This is a genomic window from Pseudomonas cerasi (assembly GCF_900074915.1).
Taxonomy (GTDB): Bacteria; Pseudomonadota; Gammaproteobacteria; order Pseudomonadales; family Pseudomonadaceae; genus Aquipseudomonas; species Aquipseudomonas cerasi.
Genome location: NZ_LT222319.1, coordinates 1,941,251 through 1,958,212 on the forward strand (window position 1 = coordinate 1,941,251; position 16,962 = coordinate 1,958,212).

Annotated in this window: 14 protein-coding genes; 6 read left to right on the forward strand and 8 right to left on the reverse strand. The window is 59.6% G+C overall.

What is annotated here, in order from left to right; translation table 11 throughout:
* Positions 1-5: 5 nt before the first annotated feature.
* From pdxA to pobA, 6 genes are all read right to left on the reverse strand, one after another.
* The gene (gene pdxA, locus PCPL58_RS11400; protein WP_003436046.1) at positions 6-1,028 is read right to left on the reverse strand and encodes a 4-hydroxythreonine-4-phosphate dehydrogenase PdxA; all 1,023 of its coding nucleotides are present in this window, start codon (positions 1,026-1,028) and stop codon (positions 6-8) included.
* Positions 1,021-2,280 (reverse strand): four-carbon acid sugar kinase family protein, encoded by a 1,260-nt coding sequence (locus tag PCPL58_RS11405; protein ID WP_065351039.1) that lies wholly within the window; start codon positions 2,278-2,280, stop codon positions 1,021-1,023. Before PCPL58_RS11405 ends, pdxA begins: the two co-directional genes overlap by 8 nt.
* Entirely contained in the window at positions 2,277-3,446 is a 1,170-nt protein-coding gene (locus PCPL58_RS11410) for an iron-containing alcohol dehydrogenase (protein WP_003436050.1), read from the reverse strand. Before PCPL58_RS11410 ends, PCPL58_RS11405 begins: the two co-directional genes overlap by 4 nt.
* A gap of 10 nt (positions 3,447-3,456) precedes the next feature.
* Positions 3,457-4,335: a 4-hydroxy-tetrahydrodipicolinate synthase gene (gene dapA, locus PCPL58_RS11415; protein WP_003370023.1), complete on the reverse strand. Its 879-nt coding sequence runs from the start codon at positions 4,333-4,335 to the stop codon at positions 3,457-3,459.
* A 170-nt stretch (positions 4,336-4,505) separates the two neighbouring features.
* Positions 4,506-5,831, reverse strand: coding sequence for an MFS transporter (locus PCPL58_RS11420; protein ID WP_044309052.1), 1,326 nt, complete (start codon positions 5,829-5,831; stop codon positions 4,506-4,508).
* A 214-nt stretch (positions 5,832-6,045) separates the two neighbouring features.
* Positions 6,046-7,230, reverse strand: coding sequence for a 4-hydroxybenzoate 3-monooxygenase (pobA, locus tag PCPL58_RS11425; protein WP_065349442.1), 1,185 nt, complete (start codon positions 7,228-7,230; stop codon positions 6,046-6,048).
* A 153-nt stretch (positions 7,231-7,383) separates the two neighbouring features.
* Between pobA and PCPL58_RS11430 the strand changes: the two genes are divergently transcribed.
* Positions 7,384-8,253 (forward strand): helix-turn-helix domain-containing protein, encoded by an 870-nt coding sequence (locus tag PCPL58_RS11430; protein ID WP_065349443.1) that lies wholly within the window; start codon positions 7,384-7,386, stop codon positions 8,251-8,253.
* Between the two features lie 51 nt (positions 8,254-8,304).
* On the opposite strand, the gene ppnN is transcribed toward PCPL58_RS11430, so the two are convergent.
* Positions 8,305-9,678: a nucleotide 5'-monophosphate nucleosidase PpnN gene (ppnN, locus tag PCPL58_RS11435; protein WP_003436065.1), complete on the reverse strand. Its 1,374-nt coding sequence runs from the start codon at positions 9,676-9,678 to the stop codon at positions 8,305-8,307.
* A 452-nt stretch (positions 9,679-10,130) separates the two neighbouring features.
* Here ppnN and PCPL58_RS11440 point away from each other — a divergent pair, with 452 nt between their 5' ends.
* The 3 genes from PCPL58_RS11440 (at position 10,131) to PCPL58_RS11450 (ending at position 13,499) form a co-directional block, all read left to right on the forward strand.
* Positions 10,131-10,805 carry a TIGR04211 family SH3 domain-containing protein gene (locus PCPL58_RS11440; protein WP_003436066.1) on the forward strand — a complete coding sequence of 225 codons (675 nt, stop codon included), beginning with the start codon at positions 10,131-10,133 and terminating at the stop codon, positions 10,803-10,805.
* A gap of 400 nt (positions 10,806-11,205) precedes the next feature.
* Positions 11,206-12,807, forward strand: coding sequence for a tetratricopeptide repeat-containing response regulator (locus PCPL58_RS11445; RefSeq protein ID WP_065349444.1), 1,602 nt, complete (start codon positions 11,206-11,208; stop codon positions 12,805-12,807).
* On the forward strand, positions 12,804-13,499 hold the full coding sequence (locus tag PCPL58_RS11450) for a sensor histidine kinase (protein ID WP_065349445.1): 696 nt from the start codon (positions 12,804-12,806) through the stop codon (positions 13,497-13,499). The genes PCPL58_RS11445 and PCPL58_RS11450 overlap by 4 nt, the downstream gene beginning before the upstream one ends.
* Positions 13,500-13,564: 65 nt before the next feature.
* Here PCPL58_RS11450 and PCPL58_RS11455 read toward each other — a convergent pair whose 3' ends face one another.
* Positions 13,565-14,374: a glycosyltransferase family 2 protein gene (locus tag PCPL58_RS11455; RefSeq protein ID WP_054081550.1), complete on the reverse strand. Its 810-nt coding sequence runs from the start codon at positions 14,372-14,374 to the stop codon at positions 13,565-13,567.
* Between the two features lie 236 nt (positions 14,375-14,610).
* On the opposite strand from PCPL58_RS11455, the gene PCPL58_RS11460 reads away from it, so the two are divergent.
* Positions 14,611-15,522 (forward strand): methyltransferase domain-containing protein, encoded by a 912-nt coding sequence (locus tag PCPL58_RS11460; protein ID WP_032609902.1) that lies wholly within the window; start codon positions 14,611-14,613, stop codon positions 15,520-15,522.
* A 195-nt stretch (positions 15,523-15,717) separates the two neighbouring features.
* On the forward strand, positions 15,718-16,959 hold the full coding sequence (locus PCPL58_RS11465) for a glutamine synthetase family protein (protein WP_162273829.1): 1,242 nt from the start codon (positions 15,718-15,720) through the stop codon (positions 16,957-16,959).
* Positions 16,960-16,962: the final 3 nt, after the last annotated feature.

Sequence of the window (16,962 nt, forward strand, 5' to 3'; positions counted from 1 at the left end):
CGACCTCAGACGGCGATGGAATTGCGGGTGTCGCGTTTTCGGGTGGCCAGCTCCACGGCCTGGCGCATGGCTTCGATCAGGCTGCGTTCGTCGGCGATGCCCTTGCCGGCGATGTCGAAAGCGGTGCCGTGATCCACCGAGGTGCGGATCACCGGCAGGCCGATGGTCACGTTGACCCCGGCCTCCAGACCCATGACCTTGACCGGGCCGTGGCCCTGATCGTGGTACATCGCAACCACGGCATCGAAGTCGCCGCGTCCGGCACGGAAGAACAACGTATCGGCGGGCAGCGGGCCTTCCACGCGCCAGCCACGGGCGCGCAGTTCATCAATCGCGGGCTGGATCTTGGTGGCTTCTTCGCCATAGCCGAACAGGCCGTTTTCCCCGGCGTGAGGATTGATGCCACAGACCGCGATCAGCGGGTTGTCGATGCCTGCGCGAGTCAGCGTCTCTCTGGCGCGCTCGATGGTGCGCTTGACCAGCCCAGGTTCGATGCGCGCAATGGCGTCGATGATGCCGATGTGGGTTGTGACGTGAATTACCCGTAGTGTCGGGGTCATCAGCATCATCGACACTTCTTCGATGCCCAGCAGGTGCGCGAGCATTTCGGTGTGACCGGGGAAGATATGCCCGCCTGCGTGCAGGGCTTCCTTGTTCAACGGAGCGGTGCAGATCGCATCCAGCTCGCCGGCCTGAGTCAGTTGCACCGTACGCTCGATATAGCGGAAGGCCGCATCACCGGCGACCGGCGAGAGTTTTCCATAAGGCAGGTCGGCGGGGATCAGACCCAGGTCGATGCAGTCCACGCTGCCCTGAATGAAGCGCGCTTCTGCCGGGCTGGCGATGCTGTTGACGCGCAGTTGGCTGCCGACGATGCGGTTGGCGTCTTCCAGGCGTTGTGCATCGCCGATTACCAACGGCCGGCAAGTCGCGTACACCGAGGCATGGGTGAGCATTTTCATGATGATTTCCGGTCCCACCCCGGCGGCGTCGCCCATGGTGATACCAATGACGGGACGTTCAGACATAGGAAGTTTCCTCGTTGAAAGGGGTGTCGGTCGCAGCCGGTGCGTGGAGCCGTTGCCAGGCGTCAAGCAACGTGTCGGGGTCGCCGAAAGCGCCGGCTTTGGTCACTACATTGAGTGTGTGCCTGCCCAGTTGCGCTTCGGCCAGAACCACGCCGGTGGCCAGTTCGCCAGACAGCATCAGGCGTTCGATACCGGCGGCAATCAGGATCGCCCTGGCGGTTTCACCGCCCGTGGCGATTAGCGAGCCTGCATGGGGCAGGGCGGGTGCCAGCCATTGCGCCAGCGCGTGACTCAAGGTGGCTGCTCGGGCTGGATCGCGCTGTTGTTGATCGACGCGCACCAGTACATCCTGCCCGGCGGCGAGGTGTTGCTGAAGCTGCTCGCTCAGGGCAGCGCGCTCGATGCACCTCTCTTCATTGAGTAGCGTCGAAGGTTGCAGCGTCAGGCACAGTGCCTGACTGGCGTGCGCGAGCCTGTCGGCCTGGGCTTGAGAGTGCCGGGACATGCTGCCGATCACGGTCAGCACCGGTGAGCGTGGTCTGACACTGATCGGCAGGGCTGCGGCCAGACCGAACGCTTGTGGCAGATGGCGAGCCAGCCCGGCAGAGCCGACCCAGAACAGCTCGTCGTGCCAGCCCACTGACGCGTCGGCCAGACGCAGCAGGTCACTGTCCAGTTCAGCGTCGCAGACCAGCACCTGCACACCCTGCTCAAGCGCGCTGCGCAGAGCGGTTTTCAGACCGGCAGGGTCGCGAATGGCATCGAGCCCCAGCCATTGCGTGTGCAGGCCCTGCGCGGCAAACAGCTCAAGCAGGTCGCCGGTGCCCTGCAGGTGCTCGTTGCGCCACACATCACTTTGATCGACCGGCACACCATTTATCAATTGCACACCCATCACGGTGGTGCGCTGCATGGCCGGGAACGCCGGAGCGACCAGCGCCATGCCGCGCAGTCCCTGCAAGGCATCGACCTCGCTGGCGATATTGCCGCGCAGTGTCGAGTCGATTTTCTTGTACAGCGCCATGCCTGCGCGGGACTGTTGCTGCAGCGCTACGCGGTTCTGTTCGGCGGCCTGTTGCGGCGCCAGGCGACGCGAATCGGTATCGAAGGCGATGACCCCTTGCAGGTCTGGGGCGCCGTTGCTCAGCAGCACATGGGTATCGACCCGCGAGGCGAAATCCGCCGCGCAATCGGCGGCACCGGACAAGTCATCGGCGATGATCAACAGGCCGGGAAACTCGACGTGACTCATGGCAGCAGGCACCGGTACAGTTGCTGGATATCGTCAAGGCTGAGCGCCTTGGGATTATTGGTCATCAGGCGGGTGACCCTTGAGGCCGCCACGGCCATGTCAGCCAGATGCTCTTCGGCCACGCCAAACTCACGCAGGTTCTGCGGGATGTTCAGCACTTGAGTCCATTGGCGAATCTGTTCGATCAGCTTGTGGGCCGCCGCCTCATTGCTGTCGTCCTGCTGTGCTACACCGCAGATCAGTGCCGCGCGCTTGAGGCGTTCGGCGCAACTGTCCAGATTGAAGGCCATCACGTGGGGCAGCAGCATGGCGTTGGCTACGCCGTGAGTGACGTGAAACTTGCCTCCCAGCGGGTAGGCCAGCGCATGCACTGCAGCGGTCCCGGCAGCCGTCAGCGCCAGGCCGCCGTACATCGAACCCAGCAGCATGTCGCCGCGAGCGCGCACTGATTCCGGTTGTTGCCAGGCTTCCACAATGCTGCCTGCGATGAGACGCATCGACTCCAGGGCAAAGGCATCGCTGATCGGGTTGGCCTTGGTGGAAATGAAGGACTCCAGCGAGTGCGTGAAGGCATCCATTCCGGTCGCGGCAGTGATCGCTCGGGGCAGGCTGAGGGTCAGCAATGGATCGAGAATCACCAGCGTCGGCAGCAGATGGCGGCTGACCACACCGATCTTCAGTTCTTCATCGGGCAGCGTGACGATCGCGTTGGGTGTCACTTCCGATCCTGTACCGGATGTGGTGGGCACCAGCACCATGGGCTTGCCGGGGTGGGTCACCTTGTCGATGCCCAGCAGGTCTCTGAGTGGCGTGTCATTGGTCAACATGACGGCGAACAGCTTGGCGGCATCCAGCACGCTGCCCCCACCGATGGCGATCAGGGCGTCCGGCGCATGCGGAGCGACGTCGTCACGGAACACACGTTCGATGTTTTCCAGGGTCGGTTCGATTTCGACGTTGTCGAGCATGTGCACGCGGATATTCAGGTCGCGTAGCTGATCGGTGACGCGCTGGGTGACACCAAGGTTATGCATGGCGTTTTGCGTGACCAGAATGACGGTCCTGACCGGCACATCGAGCAGTGGCAGCTTTTCGCCCAGCAGATCCAGGCTGCCGGGACCGTGGACAACATGCTTCACGGTCTGGAAATGGTAGGTAGCAGACATCGCAATGACCTCAGGCTTGGCGGTAAACGGCCAACAGGCTGTGAAGTTTTTCCAGCGCGGCGGCGTCGAGCGGCTGTACCGGCGCACGGCAGGGGCCGACCGGTACATTGAGCAGTTGCGTGGCGGTTTTCAGCACTACAGGCAGGGTGCCCAGCGCGAAGGCATCGCGCAGCGGGCGCAGGGACTCCTGCGCGGCGCGGGCAGCGTCATGATTGCCCGACTGGAAGTGGTTCCAGATCGACATGACCAGACCCGGCACCGCGTTGGCGGTTGCAGCCACCGCGCCGTCACCGCCGGCCAGCAGGTTCCAGTGGATCAGCGAGTCGGTTCCGGCGAATACCGCGAAGTCGTCGCTGCGGTACTTCATCATCTGCACCAGTGCATCGAAGTTGCCAGCACTGTCCTTGATGCCCTTGATCTGCGGATGCTGGCTAAGGGTGGCCACGGCATCCATGCCGATCGACATGCCGGTCTTGGCCGGAATGTTGTACATCATCAGCGGCAGTTCGGACGCATCGGCGATGCTGGTGTAGTGCTTGATCAGCTCGCGCTGGCTGACAGCATTGAAGTACGGCGTGATGATCGACAGGGCATCGGCGCCTACATCGATCATCTTTTTGTTCATTTCAATCACTTCGTGCGTGGCAAATGCCCCGGTGCCGACTACGACAGGTACGCGTCCTGCCGCCGCTTCGACGGTAATACGAGCGATCTTTAGTTTTTCCGCTTCGGAAAGGGCGAAGAACTCACCGTTGGTGCCCAGTACGAAAAGCCCGTGAACACCTGCATTCAGAAGGTTTTCGATCAGATTGCGCAGGGCCTGCTCGTCGAGCTGCTGATCTTCGGTGAAGGGCGTGACCAGAGCTGGAATGATGCCGCGAAATTGCATGGCCAGGTTCTCGTTTTATTTTTAGTAAAACGATAGTGATTGAATCGATCATTACTGGCAAGCATTTTGAGCGTTTTTTTCACGAAGGAGTGGAGTGATGCAGTAAAAATGAAAGAACCGATCAAAAAGCCAGGCACAAGGCCTGGCTCTAGATGAGGGTATCGAAAAGGTCAGGCGGGCCTTGCCACCTTGATTGCCGACAAACGACTGACCCGCAAGGCCACCAGACTGCCGACGATGGTCAGCGCGGCCAGTGAATACAGCGCCAGGGTAGTCGAGCCGGTCTGATCCTTGATCCAGCCCACCAGGTAAGGGCTGAGAAAGCCTGCCATCTGCCCGATCGAGTTGATCAGCGCCAGCCCGCCTGCGGCAACGCTGGCGCTCAGCAGGGCGGTTGGCAATGGCCAGAACATCGGCAGGCTGGTCAGCGCACCCATGGTCGCGATAGTCAGCCCGATGATGGCAACGATGGGCAGCGTCGCGAAGTTGGCGGCAATGATCAGGCCGGTCGCGCCCATCAGCATTGGCACCACCAGATGCCAGCGGCGCTCATTACGCAGGTCGGCGGAGCGGCCGACCAGCAGCATGAACACGCCCGCCATCAGGTACGGCACGGCACTGATCCAGCCGATCACCAGTGCATCGCTGAAACCGAGGTTCTTGATGATCGACGGCAGCCAGAAATTGATCGCGTAGACGCCGCTTTGAATGCAGAAGTAGATAAAGCCCAGAATCCATATGAACGGCATGGTCAGCACTGAAGCCACCGAGCTCTTGCCGTGCACCGGACGGCTCAGTTCATCGTTGGTGATATCGGTCTTGACCCGCTGACGCTGCGCGGGCGTCAGCCAGCGGGCATCCTCGACTCTGTCGCACAGCAGAACGAAGGCCAGCACACCCAGCGCCACGGTAGGCAGCCCCTGAATCAGAAACATCCATTGCCAGCCGGCCATTCCGCCCTGGCCCGCAGCGAAATGGTTGAGAATCCATCCGGAAAAAGGACCGCCCAGCAGTCCGGAGACCGGAATGGCCGACATGAACAGTGCCATGATCCTTCCGCGACGCTGGTTCGGATACCAGCGCGAGAGGTACAACACGATGCCGGGGAAGAAGCCGGCCTCTGCCATACCGGTCAGAAAGCGCAGCACGTAGAACTCGACCGGCGTGGTAACGAACAGCAGGCAGGTCGAGAAAATTCCCCAGGTAATCATCATCAGACCGATCCAGCGACGCGGCCCGAAGCGGTTCAGCGCCAGATTGCTGGGCAGGCCACACAGCACGTAGCCAATGAAGAAGATACCGGCACCGAGGCCATAGACGGTCTCGCTGAAACTCAGGGCATCGAGCATCTGCAGCTTGGCAAAGCCCACGTTCACGCGGTCGAGGTAATTGAACAGGTAACAAATGAAGATAAACGGGATAAGGCGCAGGGTGATGCGACGGTAGACATGATTGCCTTCGGCGTCGCCCACCTCGTGGGTCGAGACAGGTGTAATGGCGGGTGTTCCTCTGTGCTTGTTGTTTTTATATAGCCGGATAGCTACTGGATGCACTCCTGATCATAGGTGGGCAGTGACAAAAACGCTTTGGGGTTTTGCACGGCGGTAGGGGGCACGCGTTGTGTGATTGCACAACGCGTGCCCCCGGGGAGCTTATGGCTTGCCGCGAATATCAGCACGCAACGAAAATCACTGCGCCGGGGCCAATGCTCTACTCGACAGCCTCATACGGCAAGCCCACATAATTCTCGGCAATGGTCCTGCGCCCGGCTTCCGAGCCGACGTAGTAGTCCAGTTCGGTCTGCTGGATGCGCTGGCTGAACGCGTCTGTGTCGGGAAAGTTGTGCAGCACCGACGTCATCCACCAAGAGAAGCGCTCGGCTTTCCACACTCGGCGCAGGCAGATCTGTGAGTACTTTTCCAGCAGGTCAGTGCGGCCTTCCTGATAGACCTTGAGCAGGATGCGGTACAGCGTGCTGACATCGCTGGCCGCCAGGTTCAGCCCCTTGGCACCGGTCGGCGGGACGATGTGCGCGGCGTCGCCGAGCAGGAACAGGCGCCCGTACTGCATGGGTTCAACCACAAAGCTGCGCAGCGGCGCGATGCTTTTCTCAATGGACGGGCCGGTGACCAGGCGCTCTGCCAGATGCTCGGGCAGGCGGGATTTGAGTTCATCCCAGAAGCGCTCGTCCGACCAGTCTTCGACCTTCTCGTCGGCACTGACCTGCACGTAATAGCGGGTACGAATGGCCGAGCGCATGCTGCACAAGGCAAAGCCGCGCGGGTGATTGGCATAGACCAGCTCTTCGTTGACCGGCGGCGTATCGGCCAGTACGCCGAGCCAGCCGAACGGATAAACGCGTTCGAATACCTTGAGGGCGTCGGCGGGAATCGATTGCCGTGACACGCCGTGAAAGCCGTCACAGCCGGCAATGTAATCGCAGTCCAGGCGCACGGTATCGCCGTCTTTCACAAAGGTCAGGTACGGACTATCGCTCTTGAGGTCGTGCGCTTTGACGTCTGCGGCGTCATAGATCGTCATTGCACCGCTGGCTGCGCGCGCGGCCATCAGGTCGCGGGTGACCTCGGTCTGGCCGTAGACCATCACCGTCCTGCCATCGGCAAGGCTCTTCAGGTCGATGCGCTCGCAACGACCGGCGAACGCCAGCTCGAAACCGTCATGGATCATGCCCTCTGCGTCCATGCGTTCACTGACGCCCGCTTCACGCAACAGGTCGGTCATGCCTTGTTCCAGCACGCCGGCGCGGATGCGCGACAGGATGTAGTCGGGGTCCTTGCGCTCGACGATGACGTTATCGATGCCGGCACGTTGCAACAGTTGGCCCAGCAACAATCCGGAAGGGCCTGAACCGATAATGGCAACCTTGGTTTTCATGGCGATAGTCCTGTCTTTTGATCCCTGCCAGGTTTAGTCAGCGGGAAATGTTTGTTTTTGTCTCCTGCATTTTTAATGGATGCCGTCGAGATAAGAAGGCAATATCCGCTGCATTATCTGGACTTTTCGAGGGTCCGGACCAGAGAGGACGACATGGCCAGACCTGCCACAGCAGCGATACCGGTGTTCAAACTCTATGGGGAAACCGCGGCCTGGCCGACCCCCGATCTGATCCACTGTGAGTCGATCCCCGAGCGCAGCAGGATTCACGAATGGGAGATCAAGCCGCATCGGCATGGCGATCTGGTCCAGCTGCTTTACGTGCAGTCGGGCAGGGCGATGCTCAAGGTCGAGGACCGGGTCAGCGAGGTCGAGATGCCTTCGTTGCAGGTCGTGCCCGCACTGAGCGTGCACACCTTCAGGTTTTCCAGAGATATTCAGGGCCATATTCTCAGCCTGGCCAGACCCTTGGTGGAGCAACTCGAGGCTGCGCTCGACGTCTCTGCCCTCAGCGCTGCCCGCTGCTATGCGCTCGGGGTGGACAGCGATTATGTCGACACGCTGTTCAATGCCATTGCCAATGAATACCGGCAGCCCAGAGCGGGCCGCGATCTGATGCTGCACTCGCTGGTCAGTGTGCTGGCGGTGTGGCTCAGTCGGCGCAGCAGTGAAGGTGCTGGCGAAGAGACTCACGCCATGGATCGCGGCCGCGAGCATTTGCAGGTGTTCATGCATCAACTGGAAGCGAGTTTTCGCGAACACTGGTCGATTGACCAGCATGCCCAAGCGATGGGCATCAGCGCCGCGCATTTGAATGCTCTGTGTCGGCGGCTGTGCAACCAGTCGGCCTTGCAGATCATCAGTGAGCGCTTGCTGCTGGAGGCCAAGCGCAACCTGATCTACACCACCCTGACCATCAATCAGGTGTCAGACAGCCTGGGCTTTTCCGAGCCGGCGTATTTTTCGCGTTTCTTCAAGCGCGCTACCGGGCAATCACCCAAGGCATTTCGCCGGCATCAATAGAAACGGGGTGCTCAAGAGCACCCCGTTGGCTTGTCGCAGGTCGCTGTGCGGTCAGGTCACGACCTGGTAGCACGGCACGTACGCCGCGCCGCCTGGCAGCTTCATGCGGTGCTGATCGACGAAGGCCTGCAACAGCTTGTCCAGCGGGCCCATGATCGATGGGTCGCCGTGGATCTGATAAGGACCGTGCTGTTCGATCAGGCGAATGCCCTTGTCCTTGACGTTGCCGGCGACGATGCCGGAAAACGCCCGGCGCAGATTGGCGGCCAGTTCGTGAGTCGGCACATCGTGGTTCAGTTGCAGCCTGGACATGTTCTCGTGGGTCGGATCGAAAGGGTGCTGGAAGCTTTCCTCGATCTTCAGCAGCCAATTGAAGTGAAACGCGTCATTACGCTCGCGGCGGAACCGCTTCACTTCCTTAAGGCCCTGAGTCATCTGCCGGGCAACGTCTGCCGGGTTGTCGATGATGATCTGGTAGTGGCGCTGCGCCTCTTCACCCAGCGTGGCACCGACAAATGCGTGCAGTTGCTGCAGGTACGGCTCGGTGTTTTTCGGGCCGGTCAGGATCACCGGGAACGGCACGTCCTTGTTGTCCGGGTGCATCAGAATGCCCAGCAGATACAGGAACTCTTCGGCAGTGCCTGCGCCACCGGGGAAAATGATGATGCCGTGACCGACGCGGACGAACGCTTCGAGGCGTTTTTCGATGTCCGGCAGGATCACCAACTCATTGACGATCGGGTTGGGCGCTTCGGCAGCGATGATGCCGGGCTCGGTCAGGCCCAGGTAGCGACCGCCGACGATACGCTGCTTGGCGTGCGCGATGGTCGCGCCTTTCATCGGGCCTTTCATCACGCCGGGGCCGCAGCCGGTGCAGATATCCAGGCTGCGCAGGCCCAGTTCGTGGCCGACTTTCTTGGTGTATTTGTATTCTTCGGTATTGATCGAATGGCCGCCCCAGCACACCACCATCTTCGGCTCGACACCGGCACGCAGGGTACGAGCGTTGCGCAGCAGGTGGAACACGTAGTCGGTGATGCCCTGGGAATTGCTCAGGTCGATGCGCTGGCTGTCCAGCTCGCTTTCGGTATAGACGATGTCGCGCAAGGCGCTGAACAGCATTTCGCGGGTGCTGGCGATCATCTCGCCGTCGACGAAGGCATCGGCCGGAGCGTTGAGCAGCTCCAGGCGAACGCCGCGGTCCTGTTGATGGATGCGGACTTCAAAACTCTCGTACGCTTCAAGAATGGTCTTGGCGTTATCGACGTGGGCGCCAGTATTGAGAATGGCCAGGGCGCACTGGCGAAACAGGGTATAGGTGCTGCCTGAACCGGCAGCGCTGAGCTGCTGCACTTCACGTTGGGACAGGGTTTCAAGGCTGCCTTTCGGGCTTACGGTGGCGTTAATCACTTGTCTTGGGATCATTCTATTTTCCATTAGAGCGATGCAGTCGAGCATCAGGATGGTGAATATCGAGAACATTCACCCCTGTGGAGCCTTTTCTACAGCACTTGGCCGGGAAAGCAAACGCCGGACCGCAGACGTCCCCTGTTTGAGCCGTTGTGCGTCATCGCAGGATTGAATCGGCAGGTGAATTCTTTTGAAAGCAGGCACTTGCTTCGCATGACCGTGCGGCTGAATTTTGACGCGGACAACGGGCAATAGTGAACCTGACCCCGTTAACGGAGTCTGTTAGCTGATGGACTTTCTGGACGGCCTGCACGAAAGGGATCATCAGGTGCTTTTTCAGCGCGCCTGATAGGCAGACATTCCGTCCGGGCAGGAGTTGCAAAACCGTTGATCACTTGCCGCTCCCATCCTTAGCCGGCCCGTTAAACGAGGCTTTATTCTCATTTCAGATAAAGATAATTATCGCCATGTCTCGTCATTTTTCCGCACTTCTTTCCCGAGCCCCTGGCCTGTTCGTCGTTTCGCGTCGCTTGCTCGGCGCAGGCCTGGTTGGCGCTGCATTGACCGTTGTCGTGCCTGGCAGCGCACAGGCCGCAGGCAGCGATCGCTGGGTCAGCGACAGTCTTACGACTTATGTACGCAGCGGACCAACCGATGATCACCGGATTGTGGGAACGCTGAAATCCGGGCAGAAGGTCGAGCTGCTCAGCGCTTCGGGCAAGTTCAGCCAGGTGCGCGGCGAAGGCGGTTCCACGGTGTGGATTCCGAGCAGCGACTTGCAGGAAGTCCCTGGCCAGGCCGAGCGTGTCCCACAACTGACTCAGCAGGTCGCCGATCTGACCGAGCAGCTGGCGGGCATCGACAACACCTGGAAGACTCGCGTGCAGGGCATGCAGGAAACGCTGGACGCGCGCAAGAAACTGGTCGATGAGCTGGAGGCGCGCACCAAGACCCTCAACGATCAACTGGCCGACTCTCAGGCTGAATTGCGTGCGACTCAGGCGCGACTTGGCGATGAGAACAAGCAAGTGATGATGCGTTACATGGTGTACGGCGGCAGCATTGCCGGTGCAGGCTTGCTGGTCGGCCTGATCCTTCCGGCGCTGACCAAGGGCCGTAAGAAGAACGACGGCTGGGTGTAAACCACCTTGATCACCTCACATGCCAGCGTCCCGCGCTGGCATGTTGTCCGCCACGCTGTGCGTTTTATCGAGTGCGCAGCCGATGTGTGACGGACCTCTCCGAAAATGCCTTTCCTCTGCCGCAATCACGATCCTGCCCACACTCTTTATGCCTGCCTGGCACAGGGTTCGTGCGCGAAGTTGATGTTCGTTCTACAGTTTCTGCGTGGATGGTCGAAAAACTGAGTGTCGCCTTCAACCTCGTGCTCTGACGCATAGGAGGAGGGGACCGGCAAGTTGTGTTATGGCTCTTTGCCATCATTTATTATGTGCGTCCTGAAAAATGGGCTGCCGAGTCGGGCCTGAATGATTTTCAGGCCGCGGGTCTCATATTTTCACCCTCTCCTGTGCAGGAATCCGGATGCTGGCGTACAACCAAAAAAGCTTTCTTATCGTTGATGATTTCTCTGACTTTCGCAGTTCAGTGAGATCGATGCTGCGTGAGTTGGGCGTCAAGGAAGTGGACACCGCCGACACCGGCGAGCAGGCTCTGCGCATGTGCTCGCAAAAGCGTTATGACTTCGTGCTGCACGATTTCAACCTGGGTGATGGTCGCAAGAACGGTCAGCAGGTGCTGGAAGACCTGATGATCGAGCGGCTGCTGAGTTACGAAAGCGTATTCATCATGGTCACTGCCGAAAACAGTCAGGCGATGGTCATGAGTGCGCTTGAGTGGGAGCCGGATGGTTACCTGACCAAGCCGTTCAACCGCGCCGGGCTGGCCCAGCGCCTGGAAAAGCTGGTGCAGCGCAAGACCTTGCTCAAGCCGATTCTGCAGGCCCTCGACCGTCGCAAACCGGCCGAAGTACTGGCCGCGTGCGACAAGCTGATCGAGCAGGACCCACGTTATGCGCCGTTGTGCCTGCGCTACAAGGCCGATGCCCTGCGTGACCTGAGGCAGAACGAGCCCCTGGAAGCGTTCCTCAAGACCATTCTGGCCGATCGGGCCACGCCGTGGGCCTACGGTGCATTGGGCAGCCTGCTGCTCAAGCGCGGCAAGACCGCCGAGGCGCAGGCTGTCTACGAACAGGCAATCAAGGCATTTCCGACCATGCCTGCGCTGTTCGATGGCCTGGCTGATGTGCTGGTCGCGCTTGGCGATGGCAAGCGCGCGCAGTCCGTGCTGGAAAGCGCAGTGCGCCTGTCGCCGCTGGCGGTGCGTCGGCAGAAGCTGCTGGGCAAGCTGGCATTGGGCAACGAGGACTTCGAAAGCGCTTCCAAGGCATATCGCCAGGCCGTCTCCCAAGGTCAGCATTCGCGTTTCAAGGATCCGGAAACCAACCTGGGGTTGGCGCATGCGCTGATCAGCAAAGGCGGTGATCAGGGGCTCGATGCGCGCACCCGTGTCGAGATCAACAACGCCCTGGTCGACGTGGCCAAGGAGCATGGCGACGACGAGGGTCTGCAAGTGCGCACCCGCTTGATGAAAGCGGCCAGCCTGCAGCATTCGGACCCGGAAACCGCAGCCAAGCTGACCGAGCAGGCAATGGCCAGACTGGATGGCATGGAGCAGGTGCTCAGTGCCGATGCCGCACTGATGGTGGCTGCGCAACTGAAGAAGCTTGGTCAGGAAGAGGCCGGTGCCGGCGTCTTGAAGAGTTGTGCGGGAGCCTATGGCGATGATCCTGCGGTGATGAAAAGCATTGCCAGCATGACCGATGATCCGGCGATTCTGGGTGCCAGCAAGGCGGCTGTCGATTTCAACCTGCAAGGCGTGCGCAGCTACAAGGCCGGCAATCTTACGGAAGCACAGGCATTTTTCCGCAGTGCGCTGGGGCTGCAGCCAAAGAACATCAGTATTGCGCTGAACATGGTGCAGTCGCTGCTTCACCCTGGCCAGAATCTGGGCCAGGCCGGAATTGACGAGTGCCGTGCCAGCCTGACCATGCTTGGCAAGATCCCGGAAAGCGATCCACGCTATGAGCGCTACCAGAAACTCAGGGAGAGGGCATTCAGCGCATGAGTGAGGAGACAGAGCAGGGCCTCGACTTTTCCATGGTGATCGCCTCCACGGTGCACGACATGAAAAACTCGCTGGCGACGCTGATCCAGGCACACAGCCAGTGGCAGGCGAAGTTTTCGGTCCAGCAGCGCGATACGCCGGAGCATGGCGTCATCAATTACGAGTTCGCCAACCTCAACGGGATGCTCGTGCAGTTGCTCGGCCTTTACAAGCTGGGTGTCAACCAGATGCCGTTGCGTCCGGACTACCACGAACTGGACGATTTCATCGAAGCGCAACTGGCCCATCATCAGGACGTGCTGGCCAGCCGCGGGATTGCCGCGCGTCATGCGATCGATGTGGTTAGCCCCCTGGGCTTTTTCGACCGCGAACTGATCGGCTCGGTGGTGGGCAATATCATCGTCAACGCCATCGGCTTTGCCCGCGAGCAGATTGTTGTCAGTGTCGGTGATGAAGGCGGGCAGCTGAAGATCACCATCAATGACGATGGCCCCGGCTACCCGGCGTATCTGATCGAACGCCAGACCGACTATGTGCAGGGCATCAACCAGGGCAGCGGCAGTACCGGCCTGGGCTTGTATTTCGCTGCGCACATTGCCCGGCTGCATGTACGCAACGGCATGCGCGGGCGCATTGAAATCGCCAACGGCGGCGTGCTGGGCGGGGCGATGTTCAGTATGACCCTGCCCTGAGAGGCCGCAGCCTTTCCAAGAGCACCCCGCAACGCCTTGTCAGGATTGCGGGGCGTATTCGGCGCTTAGATATTCAGCCCGAAGTTCTGTTTGATGCTGTTCAGGCTGTCCATCAGGTCCTGATCAGACGCCAACGGATGTCTGACCGGTTCGCAGCCGTGCTTGAGCGTGAAGTGCTCGATGGCCGCAAGAGCATTTTGCCGATGCAGGGTATCGGACGAAATCGTTGAGCCCTCGAGCGTCCAGGGCTCGTCCCCCAGATACAGCTGCGAATTATCGATGTCGGCAAAAAACCAGAACGGCGGGTGCATGTTCTGGTTGATGATGGCAAGGGTGTGATCGACGTGTTCGAAGGCGTTGTGATACGTCTCGTCCATCAGGCCGGCCGCTTCCAGGCTCCGTCTGGAATAGTAGGAAAACGCACCGACGCAATGGCGGTACAAGGGCAGATTGATGCCGTTGCCGTAGTCAATCTTGTACACCGCATTGGCCTCGCCGGACGGCGTCTTGTTCATCAGGCCATGCTGGCTGTAATTGAGGTGCTGAATGCCGGTCAGCGTCGAGGTCAGAATATAAAGCTCGAACACTTCCGGGCTTTTTATATAGATGTCGTCTTCGATCAGGAACAGATGCTCGCACCCGGCATCCATCAGTCGCGACAAGGCTCTGTTCTTGGATTTTCCAACGCCGAGGTTGGTTTCGTTATTGAAGAAAACCTCGCTGTCATACGCGGAAAACTCCGGATACACATCGCCGTCATTGATGATGACAACGCAGTCGATGATCTCGGCAGGCAGGGAATCGTAAAGTTTTTTCAGCAGCGCAGGACGGTTGTAGGTGACGATTCCGCAGCCAACCTTTTGACCATTGATCATGGCGATCCTCTGTTCTCTTGGGCGTTAGCGTGATTGTTTGTTGATTGGCGTCGCAGCGTGGAGAGTGGTTCAGGCCTGCGCTGACGTGAATCGACGTATGTACGCGGTGGATTGCAATATTTGCGCCAATTGCGGGCACGCCAAAGACCTGGAGCGGTGCCGGTTAAAGTTTTAGCGGACACCGCCGAAATCGATGAAAGACTGTATTCGATATCACGATGAGCGGTGGGTGGGTGATGCTGTTAGCTAAAAAGTACTGCCAGGGGCATGGTATAGAGTTGGGCGCAGCGGCTCACAATGCGTTCAATCTTGCCAATTGCCTGAACGTTGCGCCGTGCAACGGTGTGGATTTTTTGCACCCTCGCGACATGGAAGACTATCAGCAGTACTTCGTCGAGCAGATGAAAGTGTCGGGCGACGTTTCGAAGGTCGACATGCTGGGCGATTTTCAGTGCATCCATACGGCCGACTCGTCAGTTGACTATCTGATCAGTTCGCACGTCATCGAGCACGTCCCCAACCTGCTCTCTGCCTACGTCGAATCCTTCAGAGTGCTGAAGAACGGCGGGGTATTCTTCTGCATCTTTCCCAAGCGCACCGCAGCCAAGACTGATCGGGCCCGTCGTTTGACGACGCTGGCGCAGATGATCGAGGACTATGAAAACAAGGTCGACATGACCACCGTCACTGAAGGCGAGTGGCGCGGTCACTATCAGGTCTTTTCCCTGCAAAGCATGCTCCGCGCAGTCAATTATGTTAACTCGTCAGGCCTGGGTTGCTGGTACATCGAGTGTGTCGAAGAAACCGATTCGAAAGTAGGCAACGGCCACACCGTCGTGCTCCGCAAAGTGGAGGGCTTGTCTGCTGAAAAGTGGCAGGACGTCGGCGACTTCAATACCCAGTTCAATCAGTTGTTGATGGCGGGCAAGCTCGAGAACGCGCTGACGCTGACCAAAATCATGCTGTCATTCAATTTTTTCGATGCCACCAGGCTGCACCTTGCCGGCGCTCTGAGTCGTCAGTTGGGCAATGTGGCCGAAGGCGTCGAATTCCTGCGTCAGGCCCTTGTGGTCGACCCGGAAAACGAAGACTACCGAAAGGAGTTCATCGAAGTGACCGGGACGCCTTTCCATAACCCGGTTCTCTGACGTGGCAGGCCGACAGCCTGAAGCGCGGTGCTTGAAGATTGCAGTCTGAAGGTTGAAGCTTGGCGTTTGCTGCTCAACTAAAAGGACTGACCCATGACAGGCAATGACCCCCATTCGCAGAAAGAGATGCTGATGGGCATTGATGAAGTGGAGTGTGTAACCCCGGATTTGAACGGTATACCGCGCGGCAAGGTAATGACCGCTGAAGGTTTTCTCGAGGGCCGCCGTTTGCAGCTGGCGCGCGGTGTGTTGCTGCAATGCATCATGGGCGGCTATCCGCCGGCGCGCTTCTACGGCAGTGACGACGGCGATCTGGCGCTGATCAGTGATCCACAGCAGCTCCACCGTCTGCCCTGGAGCACATCGCCGCGCGCCTTGGCGATCTGTGATGCGCAGGACCTCAATGGTCAGCCCTGCATGCTCTCCACCCGTAATCAGCTCAAGGCAGTTATCGCCCGTTACGCTGCGCAGGGCCTGGTGCCGGTGGTGGCCACTGAACTCGAGTTTTTTGTCTTTGCGCCCAATCCCGAGCCGCTTCATTCATTCGTGCCGCCGACCGGGCTGGACGGACGACGCGAACAGGGGCATTCGGCATTCAGCGTCAGTTCCAACAATGGCTTGCGGCCTTTTTTCGCCGAGGTGCATGCATGCATGGGGGCGCTGGGGCTGCCGCGTGACACCGTGATGCACGAGATGGGTATCAGCCAGTTCGAGATCAACCTGCTGCATGGCGATCCGCCGCTGCTGGCCGATCAGACGTTTCTGTTCAAGCACCTGCTCAAGGAGGTGGCGCTCAAACACGGGTTCATCGTGGTGTGCATGGCCAAACCGCTCGCCCATACAGCGGGCAGTTCGATGCATATTCATCAGAGCGTGGTGACAGCAGAGACCGCAACGAACAGCTTCAGTGATGCGCAGGGTGAGCCGACCGACACGTTTCGTCATTTCATTGCTGGCCAGCAAGCCTGCATGGCGGACTTCACCGCGCTGTTCGCGCCCAATGTGAATTCCTACCAGCGCCTGTGCCATCCGTATGCCTCGCCCAACAACGCCTGCTGGTCCTACGACAATCGCGCTGCCGGATTACGTATACCGTCGAGTGCAGCGGCGGCCAGAAGGGTGGAGAATCGTCTGCCGGGCGCTGATGCCAATCCCTATCTGGCCATTGCCGCAAGTCTGGCGGCCGGGCTGCATGGCATCGAGCAACGGCTGGAACCGACGCCGCCGCTGCAGGGCGAACTCAAGGTGCCGGAAGAATTGTTATTGCCGTGTACCTTGCACGCTGCTCTGGAGCGTCTGAAAAGCAGTCAGTTGGCCAAGGAACTGTTTGGTCATGAATTCATCGAAGGCTACATCGCGTCGAAGACCCTGGAACTGACCAGTTTTTTTGACGAGATAACCCCCTGGGAACGGCGCGTGCTGGCTGCTCAGGTTTAAGAA

Bases quoted from the DNA above. Each gene is read 5' to 3' on its own strand.
- pdxA (WP_003436046.1), bottom strand. From the start codon at position 1,028: ATGTCTGAACGTCCCGTCATTGGTATCACCATGGGCGACGCCGCCGGG.
- PCPL58_RS11405 (WP_065351039.1), bottom strand. From the start codon at position 2,280: ATGAGTCACGTCGAGTTTCCCGGCCTGTTGATCATCGCCGATGACTTG.
- PCPL58_RS11410 (WP_003436050.1), bottom strand. From the start codon at position 3,446: ATGTCTGCTACCTACCATTTCCAGACCGTGAAGCATGTTGTCCACGGT.
- dapA (WP_003370023.1), bottom strand. From the start codon at position 4,335: ATGCAATTTCGCGGCATCATTCCAGCTCTGGTCACGCCCTTCACCGAA.
- pobA (WP_065349442.1), bottom strand. From the start codon at position 7,230: ATGAAAACCAAGGTTGCCATTATCGGTTCAGGCCCTTCCGGATTGTTG.
- PCPL58_RS11430 (WP_065349443.1), top strand. From the start codon at position 7,384: ATGGCCAGACCTGCCACAGCAGCGATACCGGTGTTCAAACTCTATGGG.
- ppnN (WP_003436065.1), bottom strand. From the start codon at position 9,678: ATGATCCCAAGACAAGTGATTAACGCCACCGTAAGCCCGAAAGGCAGC.
- PCPL58_RS11440 (WP_003436066.1), top strand. From the start codon at position 10,131: ATGTCTCGTCATTTTTCCGCACTTCTTTCCCGAGCCCCTGGCCTGTTC.
- PCPL58_RS11445 (WP_065349444.1), top strand. From the start codon at position 11,206: ATGCTGGCGTACAACCAAAAAAGCTTTCTTATCGTTGATGATTTCTCT.
- PCPL58_RS11450 (WP_065349445.1), top strand. From the start codon at position 12,804: ATGAGTGAGGAGACAGAGCAGGGCCTCGACTTTTCCATGGTGATCGCC.
- PCPL58_RS11455 (WP_054081550.1), bottom strand. From the start codon at position 14,374: ATGATCAATGGTCAAAAGGTTGGCTGCGGAATCGTCACCTACAACCGT.
- PCPL58_RS11460 (WP_032609902.1), top strand. From the start codon at position 14,611: ATGCTGTTAGCTAAAAAGTACTGCCAGGGGCATGGTATAGAGTTGGGC.
- PCPL58_RS11465 (WP_162273829.1), top strand. From the start codon at position 15,718: ATGACCGCTGAAGGTTTTCTCGAGGGCCGCCGTTTGCAGCTGGCGCGC.